This is a genomic window from Roseibium litorale, assembly GCF_014842915.1.
Classification (GTDB): domain Bacteria; phylum Pseudomonadota; class Alphaproteobacteria; order Rhizobiales; family Stappiaceae; genus Roseibium; species Roseibium litorale.
The window spans coordinates 71,436-97,517 of sequence record NZ_JACYXI010000013.1 but is presented as its reverse complement, the minus strand read 5'-3'; the positions used below and the strand labels follow the sequence as shown (position 1 = coordinate 97,517).

At 60.4% G+C, this 26,082-nt stretch carries 31 protein-coding genes; 17 read left to right on the top strand and 14 right to left on the bottom strand.

Annotation, left to right across the window (positions count from 1 at the left end):
• Window positions 1-18: 18 nt before the first annotated feature.
• Together IG616_RS18415 and IG616_RS18410 are read left to right on the top strand one after the other, a co-directional pair.
• Window positions 19-234 (top strand): hypothetical protein, encoded by a 216-nt coding sequence (locus tag IG616_RS18415; RefSeq protein ID WP_192149645.1) that lies wholly within the window; start codon window positions 19-21, stop codon window positions 232-234.
• A 46-nt stretch (window positions 235-280) separates the two neighbouring features.
• The gene (locus tag IG616_RS18410; RefSeq protein ID WP_209007737.1) at window positions 281-1,153 is read left to right on the top strand and encodes a hypothetical protein; all 873 of its coding nucleotides are present in this window, start codon (window positions 281-283) and stop codon (window positions 1,151-1,153) included.
• A 42-nt stretch (window positions 1,154-1,195) separates the two neighbouring features.
• Here IG616_RS18410 and IG616_RS18405 read toward each other — a convergent pair whose 3' ends face one another.
• From IG616_RS18405 to IG616_RS18385, 5 genes are all read right to left on the bottom strand, one after another.
• On the bottom strand, window positions 1,196-1,564 hold the full coding sequence (locus IG616_RS18405) for a hypothetical protein (protein WP_192149644.1): 369 nt from the start codon (window positions 1,562-1,564) through the stop codon (window positions 1,196-1,198).
• Window positions 1,539-1,979 (bottom strand): Panacea domain-containing protein, encoded by a 441-nt coding sequence (locus tag IG616_RS18400; RefSeq protein ID WP_192149643.1) that lies wholly within the window; start codon window positions 1,977-1,979, stop codon window positions 1,539-1,541. Before IG616_RS18400 ends, IG616_RS18405 begins: the two co-directional genes overlap by 26 nt.
• Before the next feature lie 485 nt (window positions 1,980-2,464).
• Entirely contained in the window at window positions 2,465-3,022 is a 558-nt protein-coding gene (locus IG616_RS18395) for a DUF1254 domain-containing protein (RefSeq protein ID WP_192149642.1), read from the bottom strand.
• Complete coding sequence (locus tag IG616_RS18390) at window positions 3,019-3,741, bottom strand: DUF1214 domain-containing protein (protein WP_192149641.1); 723 nt, start codon at window positions 3,739-3,741, stop codon at window positions 3,019-3,021. Before IG616_RS18390 ends, IG616_RS18395 begins: the two co-directional genes overlap by 4 nt.
• Window positions 3,738-5,957, bottom strand: coding sequence for a PBP1A family penicillin-binding protein (locus tag IG616_RS18385; RefSeq protein ID WP_192149640.1), 2,220 nt, complete (start codon window positions 5,955-5,957; stop codon window positions 3,738-3,740). Before IG616_RS18385 ends, IG616_RS18390 begins: the two co-directional genes overlap by 4 nt.
• Window positions 5,958-6,051: 94 nt before the next feature.
• Between IG616_RS18385 and IG616_RS18380 the strand changes: the two genes are divergently transcribed.
• The 3 genes from IG616_RS18380 to IG616_RS18370 all read left to right on the top strand — a co-directional run bounded on the left by IG616_RS18380 (window position 6,052) and on the right by IG616_RS18370 (window position 7,185).
• Window positions 6,052-6,543: a YcgN family cysteine cluster protein gene (locus tag IG616_RS18380; protein WP_192149639.1), complete on the top strand. Its 492-nt coding sequence runs from the start codon at window positions 6,052-6,054 to the stop codon at window positions 6,541-6,543.
• A gap of 84 nt (window positions 6,544-6,627) precedes the next feature.
• The gene (locus tag IG616_RS18375) at window positions 6,628-6,891 is read left to right on the top strand and encodes a type II toxin-antitoxin system ParD family antitoxin (protein WP_192149638.1); all 264 of its coding nucleotides are present in this window, start codon (window positions 6,628-6,630) and stop codon (window positions 6,889-6,891) included.
• Window positions 6,892-6,894: 3 nt separating this feature from the next.
• On the top strand, window positions 6,895-7,185 hold the full coding sequence (locus tag IG616_RS18370; RefSeq protein ID WP_192149637.1) for a type II toxin-antitoxin system RelE/ParE family toxin: 291 nt from the start codon (window positions 6,895-6,897) through the stop codon (window positions 7,183-7,185).
• A gap of 159 nt (window positions 7,186-7,344) precedes the next feature.
• Here IG616_RS18370 and IG616_RS18365 read toward each other — a convergent pair whose 3' ends face one another.
• The 7 genes from IG616_RS18365 to IG616_RS18335 form a co-directional block, all read right to left on the bottom strand.
• Window positions 7,345-9,642, bottom strand: a complete 2,298-nt coding sequence (locus IG616_RS18365) for a UvrD-helicase domain-containing protein (protein WP_192149636.1) — start codon at window positions 9,640-9,642, stop codon at window positions 7,345-7,347.
• Window position 9,643: 1 nt separating this feature from the next.
• Window positions 9,644-10,480 carry a hypothetical protein gene (locus IG616_RS18360; protein WP_192149635.1) on the bottom strand — a complete coding sequence of 279 codons (837 nt, stop codon included), beginning with the start codon at window positions 10,478-10,480 and terminating at the stop codon, window positions 9,644-9,646.
• Between the two features lie 715 nt (window positions 10,481-11,195).
• Window positions 11,196-12,122 carry a bifunctional helix-turn-helix transcriptional regulator/GNAT family N-acetyltransferase gene (locus tag IG616_RS18355; protein ID WP_192149634.1) on the bottom strand — a complete coding sequence of 309 codons (927 nt, stop codon included), beginning with the start codon at window positions 12,120-12,122 and terminating at the stop codon, window positions 11,196-11,198.
• A gap of 162 nt (window positions 12,123-12,284) precedes the next feature.
• Complete coding sequence (locus IG616_RS18350) at window positions 12,285-12,518, bottom strand: hypothetical protein (protein WP_192149633.1); 234 nt, start codon at window positions 12,516-12,518, stop codon at window positions 12,285-12,287.
• Window positions 12,519-12,702: 184 nt separating this feature from the next.
• A complete protein-coding gene (locus IG616_RS18345; protein WP_192149632.1) occupies window positions 12,703-12,939 on the bottom strand; it encodes a hypothetical protein in 237 nt (78 codons plus the stop codon).
• 170 nt (window positions 12,940-13,109) lie between these two features.
• On the bottom strand, window positions 13,110-13,346 hold the full coding sequence (locus tag IG616_RS18340; RefSeq protein ID WP_192149631.1) for a hypothetical protein: 237 nt from the start codon (window positions 13,344-13,346) through the stop codon (window positions 13,110-13,112).
• 225 nt (window positions 13,347-13,571) lie between these two features.
• Window positions 13,572-14,213, bottom strand: coding sequence for a TetR/AcrR family transcriptional regulator (locus tag IG616_RS18335; RefSeq protein ID WP_192149630.1), 642 nt, complete (start codon window positions 14,211-14,213; stop codon window positions 13,572-13,574).
• A gap of 113 nt (window positions 14,214-14,326) precedes the next feature.
• On the opposite strand from IG616_RS18335, the gene IG616_RS18330 reads away from it, so the two are divergent.
• Complete coding sequence (locus IG616_RS18330; RefSeq protein WP_192149629.1) at window positions 14,327-14,911, top strand: NAD(P)H-dependent oxidoreductase; 585 nt, start codon at window positions 14,327-14,329, stop codon at window positions 14,909-14,911.
• Window positions 14,912-14,958: 47 nt separating this feature from the next.
• On the opposite strand, the gene IG616_RS18325 is transcribed toward IG616_RS18330, so the two are convergent.
• Together IG616_RS18325 and IG616_RS18320 are read right to left on the bottom strand one after the other, a co-directional pair.
• Window positions 14,959-16,560, bottom strand: a complete 1,602-nt coding sequence (locus tag IG616_RS18325) for an FMN-binding glutamate synthase family protein (RefSeq protein WP_192149687.1) — start codon at window positions 16,558-16,560, stop codon at window positions 14,959-14,961.
• A gap of 203 nt (window positions 16,561-16,763) precedes the next feature.
• The gene (locus tag IG616_RS18320; RefSeq protein ID WP_192149628.1) at window positions 16,764-17,297 is read right to left on the bottom strand and encodes a DUF3833 family protein; all 534 of its coding nucleotides are present in this window, start codon (window positions 17,295-17,297) and stop codon (window positions 16,764-16,766) included.
• Window positions 17,298-17,850: 553 nt separating this feature from the next.
• On the opposite strand from IG616_RS18320, the gene IG616_RS18315 reads away from it, so the two are divergent.
• The 11 genes from IG616_RS18315 (at window position 17,851) to IG616_RS18265 (ending at window position 26,082) form a co-directional block, all read left to right on the top strand.
• Window positions 17,851-18,402, top strand: coding sequence for a hypothetical protein (locus IG616_RS18315; RefSeq protein ID WP_192149627.1), 552 nt, complete (start codon window positions 17,851-17,853; stop codon window positions 18,400-18,402).
• Window positions 18,371-19,675 (top strand): DNA-packaging protein, encoded by a 1,305-nt coding sequence (locus IG616_RS18310; protein WP_246476303.1) that lies wholly within the window; start codon window positions 18,371-18,373, stop codon window positions 19,673-19,675. Before IG616_RS18315 ends, IG616_RS18310 begins: the two co-directional genes overlap by 32 nt.
• Before the next feature lie 526 nt (window positions 19,676-20,201).
• A complete protein-coding gene (locus tag IG616_RS18305) occupies window positions 20,202-21,416 on the top strand; it encodes a phage portal protein (protein ID WP_192149625.1) in 1,215 nt (404 codons plus the stop codon).
• A complete protein-coding gene (locus IG616_RS18300) occupies window positions 21,413-21,718 on the top strand; it encodes a hypothetical protein (RefSeq protein WP_192149694.1) in 306 nt (101 codons plus the stop codon). Before IG616_RS18305 ends, IG616_RS18300 begins: the two co-directional genes overlap by 4 nt.
• A gap of 241 nt (window positions 21,719-21,959) precedes the next feature.
• Entirely contained in the window at window positions 21,960-22,136 is a 177-nt protein-coding gene (locus tag IG616_RS18295) for a hypothetical protein (protein WP_192149624.1), read from the top strand.
• Entirely contained in the window at window positions 22,133-22,690 is a 558-nt protein-coding gene (locus IG616_RS18290; protein WP_192149623.1) for an HK97 family phage prohead protease, read from the top strand. The genes IG616_RS18295 and IG616_RS18290 overlap by 4 nt, the downstream gene beginning before the upstream one ends.
• The gene (locus IG616_RS18285; RefSeq protein WP_246476302.1) at window positions 22,690-24,018 is read left to right on the top strand and encodes a phage major capsid protein; all 1,329 of its coding nucleotides are present in this window, start codon (window positions 22,690-22,692) and stop codon (window positions 24,016-24,018) included. The genes IG616_RS18290 and IG616_RS18285 overlap by 1 nt, the downstream gene beginning before the upstream one ends.
• A 158-nt stretch (window positions 24,019-24,176) precedes the next feature.
• Window positions 24,177-24,746: a head-tail connector protein gene (locus IG616_RS18280; RefSeq protein WP_192149622.1), complete on the top strand. Its 570-nt coding sequence runs from the start codon at window positions 24,177-24,179 to the stop codon at window positions 24,744-24,746.
• Window positions 24,743-25,063: a phage head completion protein gene (locus IG616_RS18275; protein WP_192149621.1), complete on the top strand. Its 321-nt coding sequence runs from the start codon at window positions 24,743-24,745 to the stop codon at window positions 25,061-25,063. The genes IG616_RS18280 and IG616_RS18275 overlap by 4 nt, the downstream gene beginning before the upstream one ends.
• The gene (locus tag IG616_RS18270; RefSeq protein WP_192149620.1) at window positions 25,060-25,476 is read left to right on the top strand and encodes a DUF3168 domain-containing protein; all 417 of its coding nucleotides are present in this window, start codon (window positions 25,060-25,062) and stop codon (window positions 25,474-25,476) included. Before IG616_RS18275 ends, IG616_RS18270 begins: the two co-directional genes overlap by 4 nt.
• Before the next feature lie 192 nt (window positions 25,477-25,668).
• The gene (locus IG616_RS18265) at window positions 25,669-26,082 is read left to right on the top strand and encodes a phage major tail protein, TP901-1 family (protein WP_192149619.1); all 414 of its coding nucleotides are present in this window, start codon (window positions 25,669-25,671) and stop codon (window positions 26,080-26,082) included.

Sequence of the window (26,082 nt, the reverse complement as noted above, 5' to 3'; positions counted from 1 at the left end):
TTCTGGAAGGAGGAGACGATGGGCACCTTGCTGGACTTCGCATCCGCGCCACGGCCCCATGCCCGTGTGAAATCGCGCCTAAACACCGCCGGATCGGACAAGGACCGGGCCAAAGGAGAGGTTGTCCTCTTCCCCGGTGTCCGTTACGAGCACGAGAGTCTTGATCTTGCCGCACGAATCGCGACCATCGGTCAGGTGACCGGCACGCGGGCAGGAGATCAGGAAAGCTTCTGATCTGCCGCGCTCCGGTGAGGACACGCTCTTGCATCGGAGATGCCCCATGGGGCTCGGCAGACGGACAGATATGCGCGCCTTAAGGGATCGCGCTTGCGGCAGGAAGAGGGCCGACGTTCCCTCCTGCCTGCGCCTGCTGACGGTTCTGCCGCTGCTGGCCGTTGCCGCCTGCAGCCGCCCGACCGGTGACTTCGACCGGGCCCGCCCGAGCGTTCTCCATGACAAGGTCATGATGCAGACCGGCGAGCTGGCGGCCCGCTACCGGGGCGACCCTGTCTCGAAATTCAACTACACCGACGACGAGAACCTTTTGCGCGACCGGGGCTGGGGACTGATCCGCCCGCCCTGGACCAAGGACTGGATCGGCGGGACCATCGTTGAAATGGCCCGGACCCGGAACATTCCAGAAGCCGAAGGCCGCGTGCCGCCGGACCTATATTATATTTTCCTGAGTTCGGACAAATTCCGCTCCTCCAACGCCCGCTACGACCGGCTGGCGGCGGATGCCAGGGGCGATGCCGAGCTGATCCGCCCGTTCTGCGAGGTGGCAATGCGGGTGCGCGCGGCTGATGACGAGAGGTTGCGCGCCCTCTCCAGCCGCCAGGTGGTGACCCAGGAAACCTATGACGGCGCCAAGGCCCGGGTCTATGAGAACCGGGTGATGACCGCCTGGGTGGCCCAGGCCATCGGCTACCGCATCAAGGCCTATCAGAAGGCGCTGGACGGGCTGGAAATCGAAACCCCGACCGGCAACCGCATGTATCAGACCGACAAGGCGGTGCGGACCCTGGAAGCGGAAGCCTCGATCCTGCCCGACGGCTGCGCCCTGCCATCAGACGCCGCCACCGGCGAAACAGAAGGCCGCCGGTCCCGCATCTACACCGGCTGGGGCCTGGAACGGCCGGCGCCTGTGAAGTGAGGGGGGCGATTCTAAGTTGTTTTTGACTCAACGATAAGACGATCAGGAGTCCTTGTCGGATTTATCCTTATTTCCTTTGTATCGCTCAATTCCATCGAATATTAGCTCGGTTAGAACTAATATGTCATTGACACGGCAAATGCGCGCGAGAATGAACAAGAAAGCAAATTCAAACAATCCTATTATAATTGGCGATGACCAAGTTTGCAGATCTGGAAATATGAATAAATCAACAAGAAAGAATATTATGAATGTGGATAGAAATATTACTTCGCCAAGCTTGTCTTTGAGTTGCTCGACCTCTTCAGATAGTCGGGCAATCTCTCTTGCTTCTCCGGCGCTCTGCGGTGAAGATTCAAAGAATTTTTTAAGACTAGGTTTTGTGCTAGGCGGATCTTCTTTTGAACTCATCTAAGATTTCTTGCTGCCCAATCTGCAGTCCCCTTACTCCTGGCTGATACACTTGAGCCCAAGCTCCCCTCGGATCATGAGTGATTTCAACCAGCCTTGCCGCAGTTGCATTCGACAAAGCGTTCCATACTTCCTGCACTGCACGTAATTGTGCGGGTTGTAGTTCTTTTGCGCCGTGCAGCATTACCCTTGGGATCGGCGCAGAACCGAAACCCCGTAGTTTTTGATAAAGCTTTGGAGACACTGGCCCATAGTCCCACGCCTGGAACGGCCCATCATCCACAAGGCAAGCGTTGTTGTTCTCGCCAGCATAAAGCATGTGAGCTAGATATACGTATTTCTGAAGGGCAAGATGCGACAGCTTTTCGCTGCTTAAATCCACGAAAGCAGCTGCAACATCAATTGACGTAGCCATCATTCTCCTCCGTGGTTACAGGCCAAATTGTTCAAAACTTGAAGTTTTCAAACTGTGTTCTATTTTTGTAGGTCTCTAAAATGAGAAGTTGAAAGAGGTTATGAAGATCGAAAACTCAATCAAGTCGCTATAAGGCGCGCAAATCCAACACTCTAAGTCGCCCGCCAATCCAGTTGGCGAGATCTCGCCAATCATGTGCTTCCCATTTCTGGTCCAAGTCCGAATCTCAGGCAAACACGCTTCGTCATCCTAGATGAAAGTCTATCACGCATTGCGATTTTCGCAAATTTTCTTGCGAAAATCGCAATGCGTGAATCCATTCTAGTCTCAGCTGCATTCGTCCAATAAATATTTAGGAAGGTGAGATAAAGAGTCAAGAACGAAATAGGAACAAAAAAGAGTGTGTCACGCTTCTTTTGATTTTCTTGTTGTATTTAGTCAAATAGCTAGAGTTTTTTACGGAGGTTTTAGGCGGTTAATCCCCCTCACAATCCCCCGCAATAAGACGTCTTCAGCGCTGTTTCGATTTCGCCGGACTGGAAATTGCCCGGCACGAAGGCGCGCAGGAGGGCGAAGCCGTTCATGGGGTTTGTCTCGATCACGATCAGTTCGTCCAGGTCTTCCGGCGGGTTCTCGCGCAGGATCGACAGCTGCTCGCTGGTGATCACCAGCATGGACAGGATGTCCGAGCCTGCCGTGCGGTTGTTCAGGCTGTAGACCGCTTCTCCCGCCTCGTTGAAGACGCCGATGGACCAGAAGGGCGAGGGAACCGCGGCGGTGAAGAGCACCGGCCCGTCCGCCAGGCTGAAGCGGCAGGACGCGTGTTTCATGGCCGGATCAAGCGCGGGCAGCGGTTCCTCTCCCGGTTTCACGTCCGGCAAGAGGTTGAAGCTGCGGTCCGGGCCGAAGGAGCCCACATCCGTATAGGCGCTGTGGACCACATTGAGCGGAATAGTCAGCACCACGAGGATATGGACGATCACCGCCACGCAGAAGGTGGCCAGCAGGCTGATCGCCCAGGTCATGCGGGTGGACAAGGTCATGGGCAGCTGAGCCTCACGATATCCGGCATGGTCACCCCATCCAGCGCAGCCCCCGTGGTGATGGGCGCGTCATAGATCCGGAGCGTGAACATGAGGCCTGCGTTCTCAGTGGGGGCGGCGGGAAGCGGCAGCCAGTTGCCCGAGCGTGGGCGGATGGAGGCGGTGATGTCGAAGCTGCCGTCCGCATGGCGCAGCACCTGGCGGCTGTCGATGCTTTCGCGGGCCGCCAGGGTCGGGCTCAGGCGCCCATAGCCATCGGAAGAGGTCAGGGTCCACAGCCGGGCCGCGGGTGTCTGGCCGGAGATCCTGTAGGAGCAACGCGGATCGAGCCGCGCGCCGGTGGAATCGGAGCGGGCAGTCAGGGCAAGCCCCTCGCCGGAGGCCAGCGGCACCCGGGCGCCGCGTGTGTAGATGGCAACCGAATAGGGATCTGCCTCGGCGGTTCCCGCTTTCGGATGCGCAGACCAGGGGCCGATGTTCACCGCCAGGAAGGGCCGCTCCCGCTCGATCATCAGGAAGGCGGTTGCAATGCCGGTCAGCGTGCCTGCCAGAAGGATGAGGCACAGCAGCACAAGCGTCTGTACCGGCGCGGCGCGGCGCGGGCGCAGAATGCGGGGCAGGGCGGGATCATACCAGTCCGCCTCCACATTCCTCGGCCGGCCCGTCTTCGGGTCGAACAGAACCGGCTCCGGGCGCGGCAGTTTCGGCAGGGCGGTCATTGGGCGCTCACCCCGTCCTCTGCGCCGCCGGGAAGCTGAACCGCGGCAGAGGTCCGCGGCGCGATGGCCTTGAGCGCTTCGCCGATCTCTTCCAGCACCGACTGGGTCTGCCGCTTCAGCAGCCGGGGCGCCGGGCGGTTTTCTTCTTCCGTGCGGGCAACGGCCTTGGTGGTGATGTGATAGGCCTCCGGGTCGACACCGGGAATGAGCGTCAGATCAATGTCCTGATGGGCATAGTTCATCAGGATCTGCCAGATGGTGGCCGGAAGCGAGCCGCCGGTGACCCGCCGTGTGGAGGTGAAATCGTCATTGCCCATCCAGACGGCGGCGACGAAATTGCCCGTGTAGCCGACGAACCAGGCATCCCGGTAGGCGGAGGTGGTGCCGGTCTTGCCGGCGGCGACAACGCCTTCGATCTGCGCGCGTCTTGCGGTGCCGTTCTGCACCACATTGACGAGAATATCGTTCATCTCGGCGACCTTGTCCGCCGGCAGAACCCGCTTGGCGGCCACCTCGTCCCGGTCGTGGTCATAGATCACCTGTCCGGCGCCATTGGTCACTTCCAGAATGCCATAGGGCGCGGCCCGGAAGCCGCCATTGGCGAAGGTGGCATAGGACGCCGCCATGTCGATGATCGACACGTCCGAGGCGCCAAGGGGCAGGGACTTGGAGATCTTCAACTCGTTGGTGATGCCCATGGCATAGGCCGTCTCGACGATCTTGTCCCGGCCCACCGCCTGGGCCAGGCGCACCGGCACGGTGTTGATCGAGCGGGTGAGCGCGTTCTTCAGCGTGACCGGGCCGGAGAAGCCGCCGGAATAGTTGCGCGGGCTCCAGCCGCCGATGGAAATCGGTGCATCCGGAACGATGCTTGCGGGCGAATAGCCGTTCATGAAGGCGGTCATATAGACGAAGGGCTTGAAGGAGGAGCCCGGCTGGCGCAGGGCATTGACCGCCCGGTTGAACTGGCTCTCGCCATAGGAGCGCCCGCCGACCATGGCCACCACCGCGCCGTCCGGCGTCATGGCGGTGAGCGCTGCTTCCTTCACGTCCCGCTCGGCCGCATTTTCCCGCAGCACGGTTTCCACCGCCAGATCCGCCTGTTTCTGCAGGGCCGGGTCGAAGGTGGTGCGCACGGTCACGATCCGGTCGCGGGCAAGGGCCGGAACCCGGCGGGCCAGTTTCTTGACCTCTTCCAGCGCCCAGTCGAGGAAATACTCCGGCAGCTGGTCCTGGGACCGGTCGACGGCGACGGCGGGGTGCCTGCGCGCGCCGATCACCTGGCCCTCGGTCAGGAACCCGGCCTGGACCATGTTGGTCAGCACCTCGTTGGCGCGGGCGCGGGCAGCGGGCAGGTTGATATGCGGGGCATATTTGGTCGGCGCCTTGTAGAGCCCCGCCAGCATGGCGCTTTCGGCCAGCGTCAGCTCGCGCACATTTTTATTGAAGTAGAATTCGGACGCGGCGGTCACGCCGAAGACGCCGCCGCCCATATAGGCGCGGTCGAGATAAAGCTTCAGGATTTCCTGCTTGGTCAGGTTCGCTTCCAGCCAGAAGGCCAGATACGCCTCCTTGATCTTGCGGCCCAGCGTCCGCTCATTGGTCAGGAAGAGGTTCTTGGCCAGCTGCTGGGTGAGCGAAGACCCGCCCTGCACCACGCCGCCTGCACGCGCATTTTCGACAATCGCCCGGAAGGTGCCGAGGAAATCGATGCCGAAATGGACGAAGAACCGCCGGTCTTCGGTGGCCAGCGTCGCCTTGACCAGGCTGTCGGGAATTTCCTCCAGCGGCACGGTGTCGTTCAGAACGATGCCGCGCTTGCCGATTTCCTTGCCGAACCGGTCCAGGAAGGTGACGGCGAAATCATCGGTGGTGCGCCAGTCGGAGGAGCGGGTCGCCTCCATGGCAGGCTGCGCGAAGGCGAGCAGAATGACGAAGCCGACCGCGCCCCAGGTGACGCTCTCCGAGCCGATCTCCGCCAGCGCCTTCCAGATGCCGCGCGCACGGAACCGGCGCAGGAACGCATCATAGCCTTCCAGCCCCCGGCGCAGAAAGCTGCCGGTGTGCCACAGCGCCGTGTCGACAAAGGCGTCAATGCCGAGCAGAAACTGGCCAAAGCTGCGCCGGTTGCGCGGCACGGCGTCCCGCCCGCCGTTTGGCGGCGGCTGGCTGCTGTCCCCGTGTTCCGGGCCTTTGCTCTTGTCGTCCTCAACCACCCGTACGGCCTTCGCTTTGCGTCAGAAGCGCGGGCATGATACGCCCGGACGCTTGCTCGCAGAACCCCGGTGCCAAAGGAACTCGAAACCGCCGATGAAATCAATCGTTTCCCCTGAAAATCCAGAGACGCAACCGTTCTGGAAGCAAAAGACCCTGGAGCAGATGACCGGGCCGGAGTGGGAATCCTTGTGCGATGGCTGCGCCCGCTGCTGCCTGAACAAGCTGGAGGACTGGGACACCGGCGCGATTGTCTGGACGGATGTGGCCTGCGAGCTTCTGGACGGGGACAGCTGCCGCTGCCGCGACTATCCCAACCGGCAGGCAACTGTGCCCGACTGCATCCAGCTTAACGTCGAAGAAGTCAAAACCCTGACCTGGCTGCCGCCCACCTGCGCCTACCGGCTGATCCGCGACGGCCAGGACCTCTACTGGTGGCACCCGCTGGTCTCGGGCGATCCGGACACGGTGCACCAGGCCGGTGTGTCGGTGCAGGGCCGCACGGTCAGCGAAGCGGGCATGGCCCTTGAGGACTACGAGCACCACGTGGTCACCTGGCCGCAGGAACTGCCGGAGACGGCGGGGTAGGGGCGTCCTGCGCGGGCAGGGGGCAAATCTGTTTTCCGCATACCAAGTATGATAGGATATGCTGGTCGAGCAGGAGGTAGAGCCGTGTCCGCAGTCGAAAGAATGACGATCACCATGCCGGCGGAGATGGCCGAAACGCTGCGCCGCACGGTCGCGACAGGCGAATATGCCTCGGCCAGTGAGGTGATCCGGGAGGCCCTGCGCGAATGGGCCCGCAGCCGGGATACAGAGCGGCAGGAGCTGGAAGCCTTGCGTGCGGCGGTCAAGGCGGGCCTGGACAGCGGACCTGCGCTTGCCGCAGATCAGGTCTTCGCAGAGCTTCGCGCCCGCTACACAGCAAAATCCTGACCCGTGCCGCGCCTTGTCCTTCTCCCTGTCGCAAGGGATGACCTGATCGGGATTTGCGATTTCATCGCGCAGGACAATCCGGAGCGGGCCTTGACATTTCTGGCGGAGATCGAGGCCAAGCTGCACGAAGCCGCAAGACATCCCAAGGCTTTTCCCGCGCGTGACGATCTCCATCCCGGCCTGCGCTCCGCCCGGCACGGACATTATCTGATTTTCTTTCTGGAAGCCGGGGATGAGGTGCGGATCGTCAGGGTGCTTCACGGCGCCCGGAATCTGACCGGGCTGTTAGGGTGACGGAGAGGGTTTTGGAGGCTTTGGCGGAAGCGGTGCTTCCCGCAGCAACGGTCCCTTTGCCGTAAGGGTTCACCCCCCTCTGTCTCCTGACTTCGGCCTTAATGGAAGAGCAAGAAAAATCAAATGCCTGTCGATCAGAAGAACGAGGCAACTCTACGGCTACTCAGCGATCGTCAGGATACGGGATTGCACCGCTGGCTCTAGCAGGATACTAGGTCCACGTGACTGATCTCCTAGGAGTTCTACTCTATATTTTGCACGGCTGACGGCTACATATAATCTATTATGCGAAGCATAGGATAGAAAGTGCTTGCTGTTGTCACTCGACTGATCTTTGTTAGGGGGCAGACGGCCTTTGTCTACGCCAACGGCAACCACCCCAAAGAATTCGAGCCCACCAACGAAGTCCGCGTGTGCCAAGACAAACTTTCCAGATGCTTCCGCTTTGCCGACAGCCTCTACGTCTCCTCGCTTTTTTAATAGTAAATGGGGTTTGTTCCTACTACTGGCGTATTCATGTAGGCAATCAACAACTTCTTTGTCGAACCCGACAATTAGAACTTTACCTTTCTTGCAAGTCATTTCTCTCTGCATAACCTCAGCACGTTCGAAAGCCGCTTCGATCATCGCTTGATCGTTGGGGTAGGAGCGAAACACAGATTGCGCTGCCATTCTTTCTTCTTTGTCTGTGAAGCTTGAGGCGGTCGCTTCCAGCGGGTTATCAAAATTTGTAAAGAGCGTTGCACCGGAAGATACGATTGAGAATGCTAATTCTACTATTTGAGGTGATGATCGGAATACTGTTTGCAGTTTGCTCCGATCCTCTGGTTCAGCCCCTCCAGAAAGTGTTTCAGCTATATCTTGATTGGTCCATCCGTGGTCACCAACAGCTTGAGTTCGGTCTACCGAATAAATAATAGGGAAGTGAGCATCGCTCTTCGTGAAATAGTGAAAGATGTGCAACTCGTTGATGTTAAACAGATGCGTCTCATCGATGAAAATCACGTCATATCCATCACGTGTTCGTCTCCGTCTCCAGACAGGAGTATCTAGCTGGCCAATCGCAGTCAAAACTACATCATCTGTGTCGAACTGAGATACTGCTCCAAGTTGTTCTTGGTATTTCCGGAAGATTGAGAAAATAAATCCTTTATCAGCGTCGCTATTAATAGGGATTCCATACTTTAGTGGTGGAGCCTTTTTGTAGGCGTCGATGTCCTCAGAAGCTCTGCCTTTTATTACCACACTAATCTCATGTTGGAGCATTTGTGTAACATTCCAGCTTTCCGTTTTCTTCAAGAAGTCCTTGAGCTCCGCTGATAAGAACCTCTCGTGAGATGGATAGTCGGCGTTCATAGCGCTGTTGTAGGCTTCACTCACATATAACAGCTGAGTTTCCTTCGACTCTAGGGCATCTCTGTCGATAAACTCAGAATCACTAATCCGATGGGCTAGTTGCTCGGCACAAAGTTCACTCAATGTGCAGACTTTTAATGTGTTCTTTTCAAGAAGTCTGTCTCTGCTCGCAAAATTGTCCTGATCAATAACCACAAGAAATTCTTTGATTGAGCGTTTTGTCGCTTCGCTATGTGTCACAAAGACAATGTGCTTTGAAGAACCGTTGACTTCTGACTTTCTTAGAAGCGAGATGGCTTTCAACATTAGGCACAAGGTTTTTCCTGTCCCCGCAGCGCCTTCGATACGATGTGCGCCGGTAACTTCTGCATTGATGAATTCAATTTGTTTGTTCGTAAGCAATTTCATCCAGTCGTCAAAAGACTGAAATATAGAAGTTTCATTTGTACTCGGCACAGCATCTAAAGCAGATACCTGTACCACACCTGGTGCATTTGATGTCTGATCAGAGTTCAAAGCGCGAGCTTCGGATAGAATCTTGTCGATTTGTTCGAAAGCTTTCTTGAAATTCGTTAGACCCGCTTGCTCGGTGTTTGCATCACCTTTGCCGTAGCCAGTCTTGTACACAAGCAAAAATTTGCCCGCAAAGTTTCGCTTTTTTAGGCGCTCAGACCACGGAGCCTGCTCTATTACCACACGGTATGGAGTAGGTTTGTATGGGAAAGGAAATAGTATTGCTTTTGATGATGACGGAATAACTCGCTCTGAAAAATTCAAAGACAAATTTTGCCAGAGCTTTTTTGCAAATCTAAGTGTTTTTTGAAGTACGAATATAGTTTCATTTTCACTTATTTCTTTAATAAAATCTGATTGTTCCAAATCCAGTACTAGAAAATGAGAATTTTTGCTTGCTTTTTTGCTAGTAAATGCGATTCCTTCGTCAAGTTTAACTAGTGATATTTCGGGGGGCAGATTTGCTGTTGGGATATGACCTGCCACCAATTCAAAAAGGGCTCGACCGAGATCGAATTCGATAGTCTGGAAAAAGCGGTTGGAAACCAACTCGTCGACTGCGCATTCTTCAAAAACGATATACCTCATCTCACGCAGTCTCCTCTTTCAAGAAATTTCGAGCACATACATCTGAAACGAAATCAGAACTGTAGTCTTCCAGCCCAATTCGACCAAACATGTAAGAAAATGTCTGTAGAATATGCTCTATATTCGGCGATGGAATTCTTCCCACCGGCATCGCAAAGTCATCGTGTGCGAACGATAGATGGCTGTCTAGCCAGGAATTAGATGATACTGGTCGGTCCAAGCCGTTCGCGACTTCTTTTGCTATCCTTCTGGGTAGGAACGCGCTTTCTCTTAGTAATACTACATAACCTTCATTTTCGTTTTCGTCTGTCACACTTGGCAGGTAATAGAAGCTGGATACTTTGTTATTTATAAGTTCCTTAATTAATGCTGAGACTTCTTTTTGATGGGCGGATAGGAACCAATTTCTATCCTTCACGCAATCCAAATCCAGAGCCTCAAGACGGTCAAGTTGATCCGCTAGTTCATGGGCTCTCGCCGCCAACTTCTTTCGTGTTTTGGTTGCATTCGTATCGTCAAAAAAACTTGTAACCACAGTTTGTCGCGGTATGGTTTCTAGAACACTGGTAGCAATGCTTGCTTGCTTTAAAATAGTATCGAATGATCCACTTTGATTTTTTCTGGAGTTTTCAATTAAAATTTCTATTCCATCGCAATGAAGCCAGTCGAGTAGGGTCACAACGGGTAAATAATTTAAAACAGGGTATTTATTATTCGCGATGTCGCATCGTGCTGTGATGGCGAGGCCGTGAACTCTCTTGTCGGCATATCGATCTGCTATTGCGCAAGTGAAAAGCGTTCCCTGCGTAATCTCGCCCAGAACCGGTTTTTGAATCATTTTAGCGCTTCTTTGGGTGGTCTGTATGGCAAAAAAGTTACTGTGAGCTGTGTGCACTTTCAACGTTTAATAATACAATAAATATTCTCTTGGTTGATTTTTTGCCTTCTTAAACAGCGAAAACATTGGTGCCTTGCGTTCATACAGATGGGCTCTTCCGCTATTTGTTCCTGTCGATTACATCGGATATCCTATGCACAGTTCTTTTGACTAAGCTGGTGGGCTCCACATAGTCAAACTCAAAGCCGCAGCCCCCTCTCGGCCCTCTCCATCTTATCCCACCCCCCTTCCTTCCTAGCCCCCCGTTTCCCGCCCGAGCCGTGCGGCAGGCACCCATCTCCCCCCGTGCGGGGGAGATGTCAGCGGAAGCTGACAGAGGTGGGGAAACAGCCTCTCGTCCTCACTGCGTCTGTCCCTTTGCCATGAAGGGTTGCCTCGAGAACCCCGCCTCCGGAGATCCTCTCCTTCGAGACGGCCTGACGGCCTCCTCAGGATGAGGCGGGGCTGGTTTATCCTGGAATTTCAACGGGGTCCCCTCATCCTGAGGAACCGCGAAGCGGTGTCTCGAAGGATCGGCGGCTTGCGCGTCGCGGGCCGGAGATGACCTGTCTGCCGGTCTGTCTGAAGGCACCGGAGGCGGGCAGGGGGCTTGCGGTCAGGGCCGGGACCGGGGGCAAAATCGGGGCCCAGATCAAGTCCCAGATCAGGGCCAAGATCAGGGCAAGCGCCTGACGAAGCGCTGTTCGAGGACTTCGCTGCCCCATTGCGACCCAAAGCGTTCCTCCGCCAGCTTGAAGCCGCGCGTTTCATAAAGGTGGCGGGCCGCATGGAGCCCGGAGAAGGTCCAAAGGTGGGTTTCGGCAAAGCCCTGCCGGTCGGCAAAGGCGAGGGCCGCATCCAGCAGCCTTTTGCCTGCCCCGCTGCCCCGCAGCGCATCACCGGTGATGAACCATCTGAGATGGGCGAGGCCAGGCCCCAGATCCTCGCCGTCAATGGCGATGGACCCGGCGATCTCACCGCCGCTCATGGCGGCCCAGATCCCGTTTTGGGGCTTGCCCAGGCGGGGGGCAAATTCGGCCAGGCCACCGGCGACCACCGCCTCGAAGGTCAGGCCGAAGCCGGACGCGCGGGCATAATAGCGTGCGTGCATCTCCGTGATGCGGGCGATGAGGCCCGGCTGGTAGCCCGCCCTGATGTCTACGGCTGGAGCTTCAAGCGTTCCGCTGAGCGCGGTGCTGTAGAGGCTCAGCCCTTTGAGGACGGTCTGCCTTTGCTCCGCGGTCAGGTGCGTGACCGCCGCCTGAACCTGCGCCCGCGCGAAATCATGGATCCCGGCCACCCGGTCCCGGCCGGCCTTCGTCAACGACAGATGCTTCACCCGGCCATCGGCTTTGCCCGGTTCCTCCACCACGTCCCCGGACTGAACGAGCTTGCGCAGCATGCGGCTGACGCTCGACTTTTCCAGATGCAGAAGCGCGCCGAGATCGCGGGCGGTCATCCCGCCTTGCTCGATCTCGATAAGGGCGTGAACCGCGGAGGGCGGCAGGCCGGTTCCGGCAAAGGTGCTCCCGGTAAAGCCAAGCTCACGCACAAGCTGGCGCGAGGCGCTGCGGATCTCGTCGATGGTTTGCGGCAGGGACATGAGTAGAACCGGTATAAAGTTGTAATATACAACTAAATAGACGGTCAAATCCTGTCCTGTCAACGGCGGCGAGTGCAGTGCTGCATGAAATGGCGCTTCCGGCGCAGGCTTACCGGCTTCCTGGCTCACTGGGTCAGAGATTTTGCCTGAACCGGCAGGTCCTCATTCCGCCGAAAAAGAAACCTTGACGCCGCGCTGGCGGAAATAGGCTTGCAGCAGCTTGCGGCCCTGGCGGTTGTTCTGGACGAGGCGGGACGGGTCGAGAACCGCTTCCTTCTGGCCTTCGCGGGCGAGCGCTGCCTTGAGCGCGGCAATGTGCAGGTCGATGTCCAGATTGTCCGCCTGAAGGGATTCATAAACGCGGCTTGTGGCCTCTGCCACGGTCAGTTCGCTCACGGGTATACTCCTGATGATGCCGGGCCGGACTTTGGTCTGGCCGAATGTCTTCCGGCTGGCGCATAGCACATTTTCAGGCCGTGCCCTATTGCTCAGAAGACTGTCCACGTCAATGAGCGCCGGAGGGGCCAGAACGCCAGCCTTCAGGGAGGCTGCATCAGAAGCAGAGCTTATTTCAAACAGGTCAGCCGCGCTGGACGCCGGGGCGGGTGAACTGGTCCGGGGCCTTGCAATAGACCTTCACATATTCGCCCTCATGCACCACGCCGGAGGTGGCTGCATATTTTTCGCCATGGGACATGCAGAAGGCGAGGGTCTGGCTGTTGCCGGGCGCGACCATCCAGTTGAGGGCGGTGTCGCGGGTGCAGTCCTTGACCGCGACATTGGACAGGCAGACGGCGAGATAGGCGGTAAAGAGCATGAGCGGGTCCTGATCGTCAAAAGTCAGACCAGAGTGTCACGGACAGCCGGACGTGTCGATGCCGCCATTCAGGGCAAAAAACGGTGCAAATGCCGGTGCAAATGGCTGTGCAAATGGCTGTGCAAATGGCTGGCCTCATCCGCCGCCGCCACGGCCTTTTCCGCCCGCTGTCAGCCGCGCTGGACGCCCGGGCGGGTGAACTGGTCCGGGGCCTTGCAATAGATCTTCACATATTCGCCCTCATGCACCACGCCGGACGTGGCGGCGTATCTTTGGCCATGGGTCATGCAATAGGCCAGACCCCGGTTTTCACCAGGGGCAACCATCCAGTTGAGGGCGGTGTCCTTGTTGCAGTCCTTGATCGCGACATTGGACAGGCAAACGGCGAGATAAGCGGTGAACAGCATGGTCTTGTCCTTGTTCTGGCCCGGCACCTTGCCAAGCTTGGGACAGCCAGATCCCTCCGCAACACCAGTCCCCCTTACCGGCCCTTCCAATCTGCTGACAGGTCATCAGCCTGTCATGGAAACGCAGGGGTGTCGATGGAAATATTGCATCGCACCTAAAAATAATGCGCTGCGGTAGAGGTGTTCAATTTCCGCAAGAAACTGCCGTTTTTGCAACTTTTCCCGCTAGCCGGGAAAGGGCTCTGTCCGCTCAAGCAGATAGGCCTCCGCATGCCGTTTCAGCTTGTGGCGTGCCGCTTCGAGATCGTCGATCTGGCAGCTGCGGAACTGGATCGCCACATGGATCATGAAGGCGATGAGGGCATCGACCAGCTCGCGCGGGGAGCGGTCCTTGCGCAGTGCCGGACGGACCTCCGGCTGACCCTGCCATTCCTCCAGATAGTCGTGAAGAAGACCATCGAGCTGGTCCAGAATGGCAATGAATTCAGGGGCGCATTTGCCGTTTGTGGCGCCGGTGTTTTCCAGAAACAGGCGCAGGCTGAGCTGGCTGGAGGTGATGATGGTGACGAGGTCCATCATCATGGAGGTGATGCGCTCGAGCGGATCTGCAAAACGCGCCGTATCCGCCGCGCGGACGGCGGACAGATCCGCCGGAATGAGGCTGCGGATGTCGTCCAGCAGCACATAGGACATCAGCCCGTCCATGCTGGTGAAATGGGCGAAGACCGTGCCCTTTGCAACGCCTGCCGCGCTGGCCAGAGCCTCCGCGGTGATGCCATCCGCCCCGGTGCGGGACATGAGATCGCGGGCGGTGGCGAGAATGCGGCTGCGGGTTTCCTGGGTGCGCAGCTGCGGCTTGCGGGGCATGTTCTTGCGTCGCCGGTTTGGGATAAAAATATTGACCATGGTCAATATTAGCTTGACGGGAAAGTCTGGCTGAGTCAAAAAATGACCACGGTCAATTTATCAAAAGGTGTGTCATGTCACGGAAAATTCTGGTGTTGGACGGGCATCCGGCAGCTGAAACCCTCAACGGCGCGCTGGCGGCAACTTACGGGGAGGGCGCGCGCGCAAGCGGCCATGAGGTGCGGATCCACCACCTGTCGGCCATGCGCTTCAATCCGGATCTCGGCATCGCCTCCTACCGCAATGTGCCGGATCTGGAGCCGGATCTGGCGGCGTTTTTCGAGGATCTTCTGTGGTGCGAGCATTTCGTCATCACCCACCCCATGTGGTGGGGCGGCATGCCGGCCAAGCTGAAGGGGCTGATTGACCGGGTGTTTCTGCCGGGCAAGACCTTTCAGTATCAGGAGGGCAGACCCCTGCCGCTGGGCCTGATGAGCGGGCGCAGCGCCAGGGTGATCATGACCTCGGATACGCCGAATTTCTTTCTGGACTGGATCTATGGCAATGGCATCGGCAAGCAGACCAGCCGCCAGATCCTGAAGTTCTGCGGCTTCAAGCCCGCCCGTTTCACGCGGTTTGCGCCGGTTCGCAAGTCCAGCGACGCGCGCCGCGCCGGTTACTTGGCCAAGGTGCGCGCACTGGGCGCAAAGGGGGCGTGAGCCCTCTTCAGGCGGATCTCATCACCGCGAAGAGGGCGCCTGCCATCTCAAGCGGGCCGGTGAGCGTCCTTGGCGCTCTGAACCGAGCGGACCGGCTGGAACGTGTCCGGATCTGCCATCAGCCAATAGGTGCTGTAGCCCGGATGATCATGCCCGTCTGCGAGCAGGGCCCCCGGCCTCAGCCAGTCCATGGCGGTGCTGGCCGGCAGGACGGAGCGGTACCCCTCGCGCAGATAGAAATGCTCGGGCCCGAACTCCTTCGGACTTGAGAGCCCGGAGGCTTCGGCGAAATCCATCAGGGCTTTCATGGTGTTGTGATGGAAATTGGCAACCCGGGCGGCCTTGTCCGGAACGACCAGCGCCTTCTGCCGCTTGGGGTCCTGGGTGGCGACCCCGGTTGGGCAGCGGTTGGTGTGGCAGCTCTGGGACTGGATGCAGCCAATGGCGAACATGAAGCCGCGGGCGGAATTGACCCAGTCTGCCCCAAGGCACAGGGCGCCGGAAATGTCGAAGGCGCTGATCAGCTTGCCGCTGGCGCCGATGCAGATCTTATCGCGCAGATTGGTGGCGACCAGCGTGTTGTGCACGAAGGAGAGGCCGAGGCGCAGGGGCGTGCCGAGGCGGTTGGAGAATTCGACCGGGGCGGCCCCCGTGCCGCCTTCCGCGCCATCGACGACGATGAAGTCAGGCAGGATGCCGGTTTTCAGCATGGCCTTGACCACAGCCATGAACTCCCACCGGTGGCCGATGCAGAGCTTGAAGCCGACCGGCTTGCCGCCGGACAGGCGCCGCAGCGTAACAATGAAATCCAGAAGCTCGACAGGGGTGGAAAAGGCAGAATGGGCGGAGGGTGAGATACACTCCACACCGACCGGAACGCCACGGGCCTCGGCGATCTCCTGCGTGACCTTGGCGCCCGGCAGAACGCCGCCATGACCGGGCTTGGCCCCCTGGCTGAGCTTGATCTCGATCATCTTGATCTGCGGATTTTGCGCCTGTTTTTCAAAGGCTTCCGCATCAAAGCCACCGTCCGGGCGGCGGCAGCCGAAATAGCCTGAGCCCAGCTCCCAGATCAGATCGCCGCCACCGGCTCTATGATAGCGCGACACGCTGCCTTCGCCCGTGTCATGGGCAAAGCCGCCGGTCTTGGCCCCGGTGTTCAGCGCCAGAATGGCATTGGCAGACAGGGAGCCGAAGCTCATGGCCGAAATGTTGAAGAGAGAGGCCGAATAGGGCTTCCTGCAGTCCGGCCCGCCGATGGTGATGCGCAGACGCTCATCCGTCTTAGGGTCGACGGGCGGCGTGCCCGGGCCGCCCTTGGGCACCATGGAATGGTTCACCCAGGCATAGTCATTGGCATAGACGTTGTATTCGGTGCCGAAGGGCTTGTTGCCCTCGATATCCTTGGCCCGGTCATAGACCAGGGAGCGCTTTTCGCGCGAAAACGGCGCGCCGTCGAGGTTGGATTCAAAGAAATACTGGCGCAGTTCCGGGCGGATGGATTCCAGCAGATAGCGGGTGTGGCCGATGACCGGATAATTGCGCAAAACGGCGTGGGTTTTCTGCGTCAGATCCCAGATGCCGACAGCGGTCAAGGCAGCAAAGACCGCGAAAGGCCAGAGGAAAACAGGGGTGCCCCCGAGGATCATGGCCAGGCAGAACAGGGCCAATAGAATGATCAGGACAAAAACGCTATAGCGGGCAGACAAGGCCAAGGGCGGCTCCTCAAACAGCTTCCGGAACAGGTCTCTCTTTGGAGGACCTTAAGAGCCACAATGCCCCGGACCGGAGCGGGGTTCCAGTCCGGAAACGGGCTTGAGAGGGAAGGGGGCAGAAATCAGCCGTCACGCCGTCAGCGTGTGAAGGTGATGTCCACCGTGCCCACCGGGAAGCCCAGCTTGGTCACCTCGGACGTGTTGCGCACGGTGTTGGAGCCGGTGCGGGTGAGTGTGTCGGCAAAGCGCAGGGCCGTCGTGCCGCTGCCGGTCGGAACGTCCATCACGTAGGAAAAGCGGATCGCGCCGCCGGTGGTTGTGACCTGCACCAGGCCTTTCACGCCACTGCGCTGGCCAACATAGCGGCCTTCTCCGGTCTTCTGGAACACCCAGACGGCCTTTTCCCGCTCACCATCATCATAGCGGATGTCTTCGCGCAGGGTGAAGACGAAGGTTTTCGGGTTCCAGCTGCCGATCATATAGGCGGTGAGTGGCCGGTGAACCCCCGCGATTTCACTATCGAATGCGCCCCGGCCCACTGTGTGGCCTTTGAAAAACTCTTCCAGAACCAGCGGCTTGTCCGTCTTGGCAAAAGCGGGCAGAGGCGAGCTGAAAAGGCTGCTGAGCGTAAGCACGCCAGCTGCGGCGAAGCTGAGGGATTTCAATGGCATCACGGTTCTCCTTGGGCGGAAGATCAGGCCCCGGTGGAGATACGAAACTGGCGGCGCTATGGATTGGTGAAAGAATATAGGAATAAATTCCTTGACAGCGTGACGCTGTTGGGGTAGGGTTTTGTCATGATCGAAGAGTTGCGCCTGATGCGGCGCTGAGTGGATCAGACTCTGAGTATCGCACGGGTTTCGCGGTGGGGGACAAGTTCCGCAGATCTTCGGCAAGCTTCTGAAACACAAGCAGAAAATTTTGTGCAGTGAGGGACAGGCGCGTCCAGCCCTCACCCGGCGCTGAGGGCCGACCTGTCCCAGGCTTGGGAGAGGTGGTGGAGGGGGGAGATTGATGACAAACCCAACCAGCGAGCGTTCCCGGACGCAGCGAAGCGGAGATCCGGGATCTCCTATCCTAATGAAAATAATCGGTTTCTAGATCAGGTCCCGGCTCAAGGCCGGGACGGCGCGGAGATGAAATGCTGAAGCTTTAGGTTTGTCAGCAGTCCGAAGGCCGGGTGACCGGCCTTTTGCATGTCTGCGGGTCGGTGGGGGAGGCGGTATGGCGGGGCGGTTTTCGGGTAAGGGGCTTTGCGATGCGTTGCGCCAGGAACGGGCAGCCGTGCGGCAGGCGAAACGGCAAGCCTACCGGAAGGGCAGGCGGCGGGCGGTGCCGGAAGACGTGGCAGACGATGTGCCAGATGAGACCTCTGGTGCTGCACTGGTGGAGGGCCGGAAGGTGGTGCCTTCCGCCGCCTGCGATAGGCAGGAGCGTGCGCTACCGGATCTTTCCGCACTGACCATTCCGGATCTCGAACAACCCGGCATGATAGAGCGGCTCTACAAGGCCTTTGAGGGTCAGATGGAGAGCATGGAGGCGCGGCTGAGGGCGCTGGTGGCAGAGGCCGGCAGCCCGGCGAGCCTTGCCGATATCGACAAGACGGTGAAGACCCTGGCGAGCCTTGCCAAGACGCTGGGGGTTCTGATTGACCTGAAGCAGGCTTCCACTGAGGAGGCGGAAGAGGAGGGGGATGGTCTTGCCAAGGATGCAGACGCCCTCAGGGCGCAGCTTGCGGAGCGTCTTGGCCGCTTGTGCGAAGGCGGGGCGCATTGAAGACGCGCTTGGCGCGCTGAGTGATGACGAGATCCGCTTTCTTCTGAATGATTGGCCGACCTTTGCCCATGACCACCAGATGCCGCCGCCGGGAGATTGGCGGGTGTGGCTGCTGATGGGGGGGCGGGGCGCGGGCAAGACCCGGGCGGGGGCCGAATGGATCCGCGCCATGGCGCAGGGGGAGAGCTGGAACGGCGGCCAGTTTGCGGGCCGTATTGCCTTGGTCGGCGAAACTTATGCGGATGTGCGCGAGGTGATGGTGGAAGGGGTCTCCGGCATCCTCGCCATCCACCCCAAGGCAGAGCGGCCCCACTGGGTGCCAACGCGGCGGCGGCTGGAATGGCCCAATGGCGCGGTGGCTCAGGCCTTTTCAAGTGAAGATCCCGAGGCCCTGCGCGGGCCGCAATTCGACATTGCCTGGTGCGATGAACTCGCCAAATGGCGTCACGCCGAGGAGACTTTTGACATGCTGCAATTCGGTCTGCGCCTAGGTGAGGCGCCTCGCCAGCTGGTGACCACGACGCCCCGTCCGGTACCGCTGCTCAAACGCCTGCTTGGACTGCCTGGAACGGTTGTGAGCCATGCGCCGACACGGGCCAATGCGCCGTTTCTGGCGCCCGGCTTTCTGGAAACGGTGGTCGGTCGCTATGCGGGAACCCGTCTGGGACGGCAGGAACTGGAGGGCGAGCTGATCGAGGACCGGCCGGATGCGCTCTGGTCCCGGGAACGGCTGGAGCGGGAGCGGGTGAGTGCCCCTCCGCAGGATCTGGAGCGGATCGTGATCGCGGTCGATCCGCCGGCAAGTTCGGGCAAGAGGTCAGATGCCTGCGGGATCGTGGCAGCGGGATTGGGCGCGGATGGACGGGCCTATGTTCTGGCGGACAAGTCCTTGAGCCGGGCGCGGCCTTCGGATTGGGCTTCCACGGCCACTGCTCTTTGGCATGCGCTGGCCGCGGATTGTCTGGTGGCGGAGGTGAACCAGGGTGGCGAGATGGTGGCCGAGGTGATTGCGGGCGCAGACCCAGCGGTGCCGGTGCGCCAGGTGCGGGCGACGCGTGGCAAATACTCCCGGGCGGAGCCGGTGGCCATGCTCTATGACCAGGGCAGGGTCTGCCATGCGGGTGTCTTTCCGGAGCTGGAAGACGAGATGGTGGATTTCGGCCCGGGCGGGCTGACCTCCGGCCGGTCACCCGACCGGATGGACGCGCTGGTCTGGGCCGTGACGGAGCTGCTGCTGGGACCGAGAGCGGAGCCTAGGGTGCGGCGGCTTTAGCGCGGCTGCTTCTTCCGTGCTTCAGCCTTCACCCGGACAGGCTTTGCGGCCATGAAATCCGTGGCCTCCATGGCGGTGAAGGCAGCTGCTGCGGCGATGAGAATGGCATGGAACATGGTGACCTCCTGCAACTCACCGGGGCGGTTTCTCCCCGTCTGATCTCAAGCTAGCGCTGTTTTAAGGCTGATACCGTGATCTGGATCACAACCCTCACCCGGCGCTTCGCGCCGACCTCTCCCAGGCTTGGGAAAGGTGGTTGAGAGGCTGGCCGTGGGGAGCGGTTCGGGTGTCCGGTTGCCTTGTTTGGCGGAAGACAGGCGGCTGGGGGCTTGAGACGTTCATAACGGCACTGCCTTGCGGCATACCGTAGCTCGCTTCCTCTCCCTCCAAACAGGCGGAAATGGGAGAAGGCCGGGGTGAGGGCAACTGCAGAGAAAGTGCATAAATCAATGCATGCGCAACTTTAGCTCGTTCATTCGCCCACTGACTCAACTTCTTAACTTTAGCTTGAAAGGCCAATGAAACCATGGGCTTGAAACAGGCGTTTGACTCATTTTGGCGGCGTCATGAAGTGCCGCTGGAGACGCGGGCCTCGCGCACGGGGCCTTTGATCGCGGTGCAGTCCGCGGCGCAGCCGGTGTGGAGCCCGCGCGATTATGCCGGGCTGGCGCGGGAAGGATTTGCGCGCAATCCGGTTGTCTACCGGGCCGTGCGGATGATTGCGGAGGCGGCGGCGAGCATGCCGCTGACCCTGTTTGAAGGGGATCTGGAGCTGGACCGGCATCCGCTGCTGGATCTGCTTTCCCGGCCCAACGAGCACGAGGGCGGGGCGGATCTTCTGGAGGCGGTCTATGGCCATCTGCTGGGGGCGGGGAACGCCTTCATCGAGCAGGTGGGGCTAGGTGGGACGCCGCGCGAACTCTACGCCCTGCGCCCGGACCGGGTGAAGGTGGTGCCGGGTGCCTCCGGCTGGCCGGAGGCCTTCGACTATTCTGTGGGCGGGCGGACGCTGCGGCTGTCTGGCGAGACAGACCCGGAGACGGGGGCGATCGCCCAGGTGCGGCATCTGAAGCTGTTTCATCCCTTGAGCGACCATTACGGTTTTGCGCCGGTGGAGGCCGCTCAAATGAGCCTCGACATCCACAACGCCGCAACCCACTGGAACAAGGCGCTGCTCGACAATGCGGCGCGCCCCTCCGGCGCGCTGGTTTATGGGGCTGGGGACACAGTGAACCTGAGTGCTGATCAGTTCGAGCGGCTGAAACAGGAGCTGGAGAGCGGTTATCAGGGCGCGCGCAACGCGGGCCGACCCCTTCTGCTGGAAGGCGGGCTGGACTGGAAACCCATGGGGCTGACGCCCAAGGACATGGATTTCATTGAGGCGAAGAACCAGGCGGCGCGGGAGATCGCGCTGGCCTTCGGGGTGCCGCCGATGCTGCTCGGCATTCCGGGCGACAACACCTATGCGAATTATCAGGAAGCCAACCGGGCGTTCTGGCGCGGCGCGGTGCTGCCTTTGGTCCGCCGGGTAACGGGTGGGCTGGCCGCCTGGCTGAGCCCGGCCTTCGGCGGGGCTCCCTTGCGGCTTGAGCCGGATGCCGATGGCATCGAGGCGCTGTCGAGCGAGCGGGAAGCCCTTTGGCGGCGGGTGGAGGCGGCGTCCTTCCTCAGCCGGGATGAGAAGCGGGTGGCGGTTGGCTATGGGCCGGACGGGGGGATGCCCGGGGAGGCGCAGGGATGAGCGCGGAGATCGTCCGCTCGGTGATCGAGCGGGGGGATCTGGCGCATCTTGCTCTGTTTCTCTGGGCCGTGGCGGCCAGCCTTCTGGGCCTGTTGCTCTTGCGGGAACTGACGGCCTCCAACCGGCGGTTTTCCGAATTCGTGCAGGAGCTTGCCCGATTGAACAGATTGCTGTCAGGGCAGGAAACAGGCCGTGCCAGGAGCTGGGGAGGGGACAGATGTGACTCAGCGCATGAGGGGCATGAGGACCGGGATCAGTTGCTGCGCCCAAGCGGTTCAGATGTTTCAGGAAATGGCGGCTGAGAGCGGATGCCCCTCACCCCAGTATCTCTGAAGGGAGAGGGAGCAGGCTGCGCTTCGGACTAACGTTTGAGGAAAAACGGTGCCTTTAGCGTGTCCTGAGCAGTGCCGCTGGGACACCTCTCCCAAGCCTGGGAGAGGTCGGACCGCAGGTCCGGGTGAGGGCTTTCTCCTACAACCTCATGAATCAAAAGAAAAAAATCCTCTCACTTGAATCAATGTCCCAACAACGGGAGGCGGAGTGATGATTGAAATGATCAGCAAGGGCCTGAAGCGCGCGGCGCCCTTTTGGCTGCGCAGGGCCGGTTTGGCAGGACGCGGCAAGGAACCGGCACACCGGCAGGTGTTTGGCGGGTTTTCCGGAGCGGTGCTGGCGCTGGCAAGGGCCGAGCCTTCGCGGAAACCGGAGCGCGGGAGATGAGTGCGGGCGGCGTTGCTCTGGCCCGGCAGCAGAAGCGGGCGGAGGATCTCCTCAGCGGCAGAATTCCGGTGACAGGCTATGCCAGCCTGTTTGAGCAATTGGACGGGGCAGGCGACATCATCCGCCGGGGAGCGTTTCAGCGCAGCCTGGAAACCAGGGGCAGCGGCGGATTGGCGATCCTGTGGCAGCACGATCCGGCGGCCCCGATCGGGATCTGGACGTCCCTCCGCGAAGACAGGGTCGGCCTCCGGGTCAGTGGCTATCTTCTGAAGGACGTTGAGCAGGCCCGGGAGGCCGCGGTGCTGATCTCAGCCGGGGTGGCAACGGGACTTTCCATCGGCTTCAAGGCGCGCAGGTCGTTCCGTTCCACGGGCCGGGGGCCGCGCATTCTGACCGACATCGATCTTTGGGAAGTGTCGATCGTGACCTTTCCGCAGGCGGAAGGCGCGCGGGTGCAGCTCGCGGGGCCTGCGCCCGCACCCGCTATCCAATCCAGATCCAGGTCGAAGGTGTCCCTCGCCGGGCGCCTGACCGGTACACAAGGGAGAGTTTGATGCAGCATTCGGACGTGATGGGTTCCACTGCGGCGCTGCCGCTGGAGACAAAGGCGGGCGGCTTGCCCGCGGGGGTGGCGGCGCAGCCCTCTGCCTTTTCGGGCGGTGAGGATGTTGCCCGGACCTTCGACGAGTTCTTCCGTGCCTTCGAAAGCTACCGGGCGGTCAATGATGCCCGGCTGGCGGAAATCGAGGAGCGGGGCAATCCGGACATTCTGACGCTGGAAAAGCTGGACCGGCTGGATGCCGCGCTCGACATAACCCAGCGCCGTCTTGATCAATTGACCCTGAAGGCCCGGCGTCCGCAAATCGGGGCTGAGCTTGGTGCAAGGCCGGAACGGGCTGTCCCCGCCCAGGTTCTGGAGCACCGGGCGGCCTTCGAGACCTATGTGCGGACCGGTCAGGACGCCCGGCTGCGCCCGCTGGAGCTGAAGGCCATGTCGTCCGGCTCCGATCCGGACGGTGGCTATCTGGTGCCGGAGGAAACGGAAGCGGGCATTCTGCGCCGCCTGTCTCAGGTCTCGCCGATCCGGTCGATTGCGGGCAACCGGCAGGTGTCGTCGGCGACCTACAAGAAGCCCTATTCCCTGACCGGTCCGCAGACTGGCTGGGTGGGAGAGACGGATGCCCGTCCGCAGACAACAGCTCCAACGCTGGCGGAACTGGCCTTCCCGGCGATGGAGCTTTACGCCATGCCGGCGGCCAGCGCCTCGCTTCTGGATGATGCGGCCATCGATGTGGATGCCTGGATCGCCGAGGAAGTGGAAGCGGCCTTTGCCGAGCAGGAGGGCGCTGCCTTTGTCAATGGCGACGGCGTCAACCGGCCCAAGGGCTTCCTGGCGGCCGACCGGGTGGTGGAGGCCAGCTGGACATGGGGTAAGCTCGGGACGGTCAAGAGCGGCGAGGCGGGCGGCTTTCCGGCGCTCAGCCCCGGCGATGTGCTTCTGGATCTGATCTACACGCTGAAGGCCGGCTACCGGCAGAACGCGCGCTTCGTGATGAACCGGCGCACTCAGGGCGCCCTGCGCAAGCTGAAGGACGGGGACGGCAACTATCTCTGGCAACCGCCGATGAACGCGGGCGGTGAGGCGACCCTGCTGAACTTCCCCGTGACGGAAGCCGAGGACATGCCGGACATCGCGGTAGATGCACCCGCGATTGCCTTTGGCGACTTCCGCCGGGGCTATCTGGTGGTGGACCGGATGGGCGTGCGCATCCTGCGCGATCCCTATTCCTCCAAGCCCTATGTCCTCTTCTACACCACCAAACGCGTGGGGGGCGGCGTGCAGGACTATGACGCCATCAAGCTGATGACCTTCTCTGCCTGAGGGCGTGATGGTCACAGCCCGGGGACCTTCGCGTCCTTCTGACTGGAGCCGGTCAGTTTCAGCCGGCCGGCTCTGATATATCCTCCCCGACTGGCCGGGTCCTTGTTCAAGGATCCGGCCTTTTTTTGTTTTTCGACGCTGCTTCCGGAAGGTTTGCCATGACTGCAACGCGTGTGATCGAACCGGTAGTGGAGCCGGTGACCTTGACGGAAATGAAGGCGCATTTACGCCTGACCGGTACGGTGGAAGACGCTTTTCTGGAACAACTGATCGCTTCCGCAAGGGCGCAGGTGGAGCAGGAAACCCGCCGGGCGCTGATCACCCAGAGCTGGCGGCTCTATCTGGATGGCTGGCCTTTGGGGCGGGTCGTGCAGCTGCCGGTCGCCCCCGTACAGGGGATTAGCCAGATCCTGGTGTTCGATGAGGATGGCGTGCCCCATGCGCTGTCCGAGGGGGACTGGCGGCTGGACAAGAGCACCAGCCCGGCGCGGATCCGGGTGAAGCCCGGGGCGGGGCTGCCATCCTCTGCCGTGATGTCCATCGAAATCGACTTTACCGCCGGATATGGCACAGCTGCCAGTGATGTGCCCGCGGACCTGCGCCAGAGCGTGCGGCTGCTCGCGGCTCATTGGTTCGAGTACCGGGAAGCCGGAACGGAGCTGGCCATGGCGAGCATGCCGCATGGTCTGGACCGGCTTCTGGCCGCAAACCGGGTGCGTCTGCTGTGAGCGCGGGGCGGTACCGCACGCCGGTGGAGCTGGAACAGCCGGTGCGGACCCAATCCGCCGGTGGGGCAGCGGTGCTGGTCTATGCTGCCGCCGGACCGGATTTTGCAGAGATCCGCTGCTTAAGGCAGGGCGAAGCTGTGCTGTCGGACCGGCTTTCAGGAACCGTGACCCATGAGATCCGCCTGCGTTACCGGGAGGATGTTGCCGGAGGCTGGCGGGTGGTGGCGGGAGCGAAGACCTTCCGCATTCTCAGCGCTGCCGATGAGAACCTGCGCGGCAAGACCTTGCTCTGCCTGGCCGAGGAGGAAGACACATGAGCGTGCTTTCTGCAGAGCTGGCCCTGAGAAAGGCGCTTCTCACGCGGCTGAACGGGTCCACTGCGCTGACCGCCCAGATGGGGTCGGAGGGCATTTGCGACGTGCCGGCACGCGGTCAGGCCTTTCCGTTTCTGTCGCTGGAAACACTGGGGAGCAAGCCGCTCTTGAGCGATCCGTCAGAGGGTCTGTTGCATGATCTTCGGCTTCAGGTTCTCTCGCGTGCGCCCAGCCGGGACGAGGTTCTGACCCTGATGGAGGAAGCCTCCGGGCAGATCCTAGATGGGGCGCTCACGCTCGACGGGCATCACCTCGTTGGCCTGCAGCTCTCCGGCCGGAGCACGGCCCTGATGCGGGACGGCCGCACCTTCCGGGGCGTGATCGAGCTTCGGGCGGTGACAGAGCCGGTGGAATAGGGCTTTCCCTCACCCCAACCTTCTCCCTGAAGGGAGAGGGAGCAGGCCGCCCGTATGGAGAGACTGAAGACAAACGTGGTCCTGGGTTGCCTGAGCAGTGCGGCAGGGATGCCTCGCCCCTTTGGGGAGAGGCCGGGCCAAGGGCCCGGGCGAGGGACAATCTGATTTTCGAACACAGTGAAGGAGAATGCCATGGCGGCTCAGGCTGGACGGGATCTGCTGCTCAAGCTGGATCAGGACGGGAATGGGAGTTTTCAGACGGTGGCGGGGCTCAGAAGCCGCAGGATGGCGCTGAATGCCACGGCGGTGGACATCACCAGTTCCGATAGTGCCGGGCGCTGGCGGGAGCTTTTGAGTTCAGCCGGAACCCGCACGGCGAGCCTGTCCGGATCAGGTCTGTTCCGCGATCAGGCCAGCGACGCGGCGGTGCGTCAGCTGTTCTTCGCGGGGGAGATCCGGGACTGGCAGGTGGTGATCCCGGATTTCGGCACCTTGACTGGCCCGTTTCAGGTGACCGCGCTGGAATATGGCGGGCGGCACGATGGGGAAGTGACCTACGAGCTGGCGCTGGAGTCTGCGGGCGAACTGGTGTTCGCGGTGCTGTGA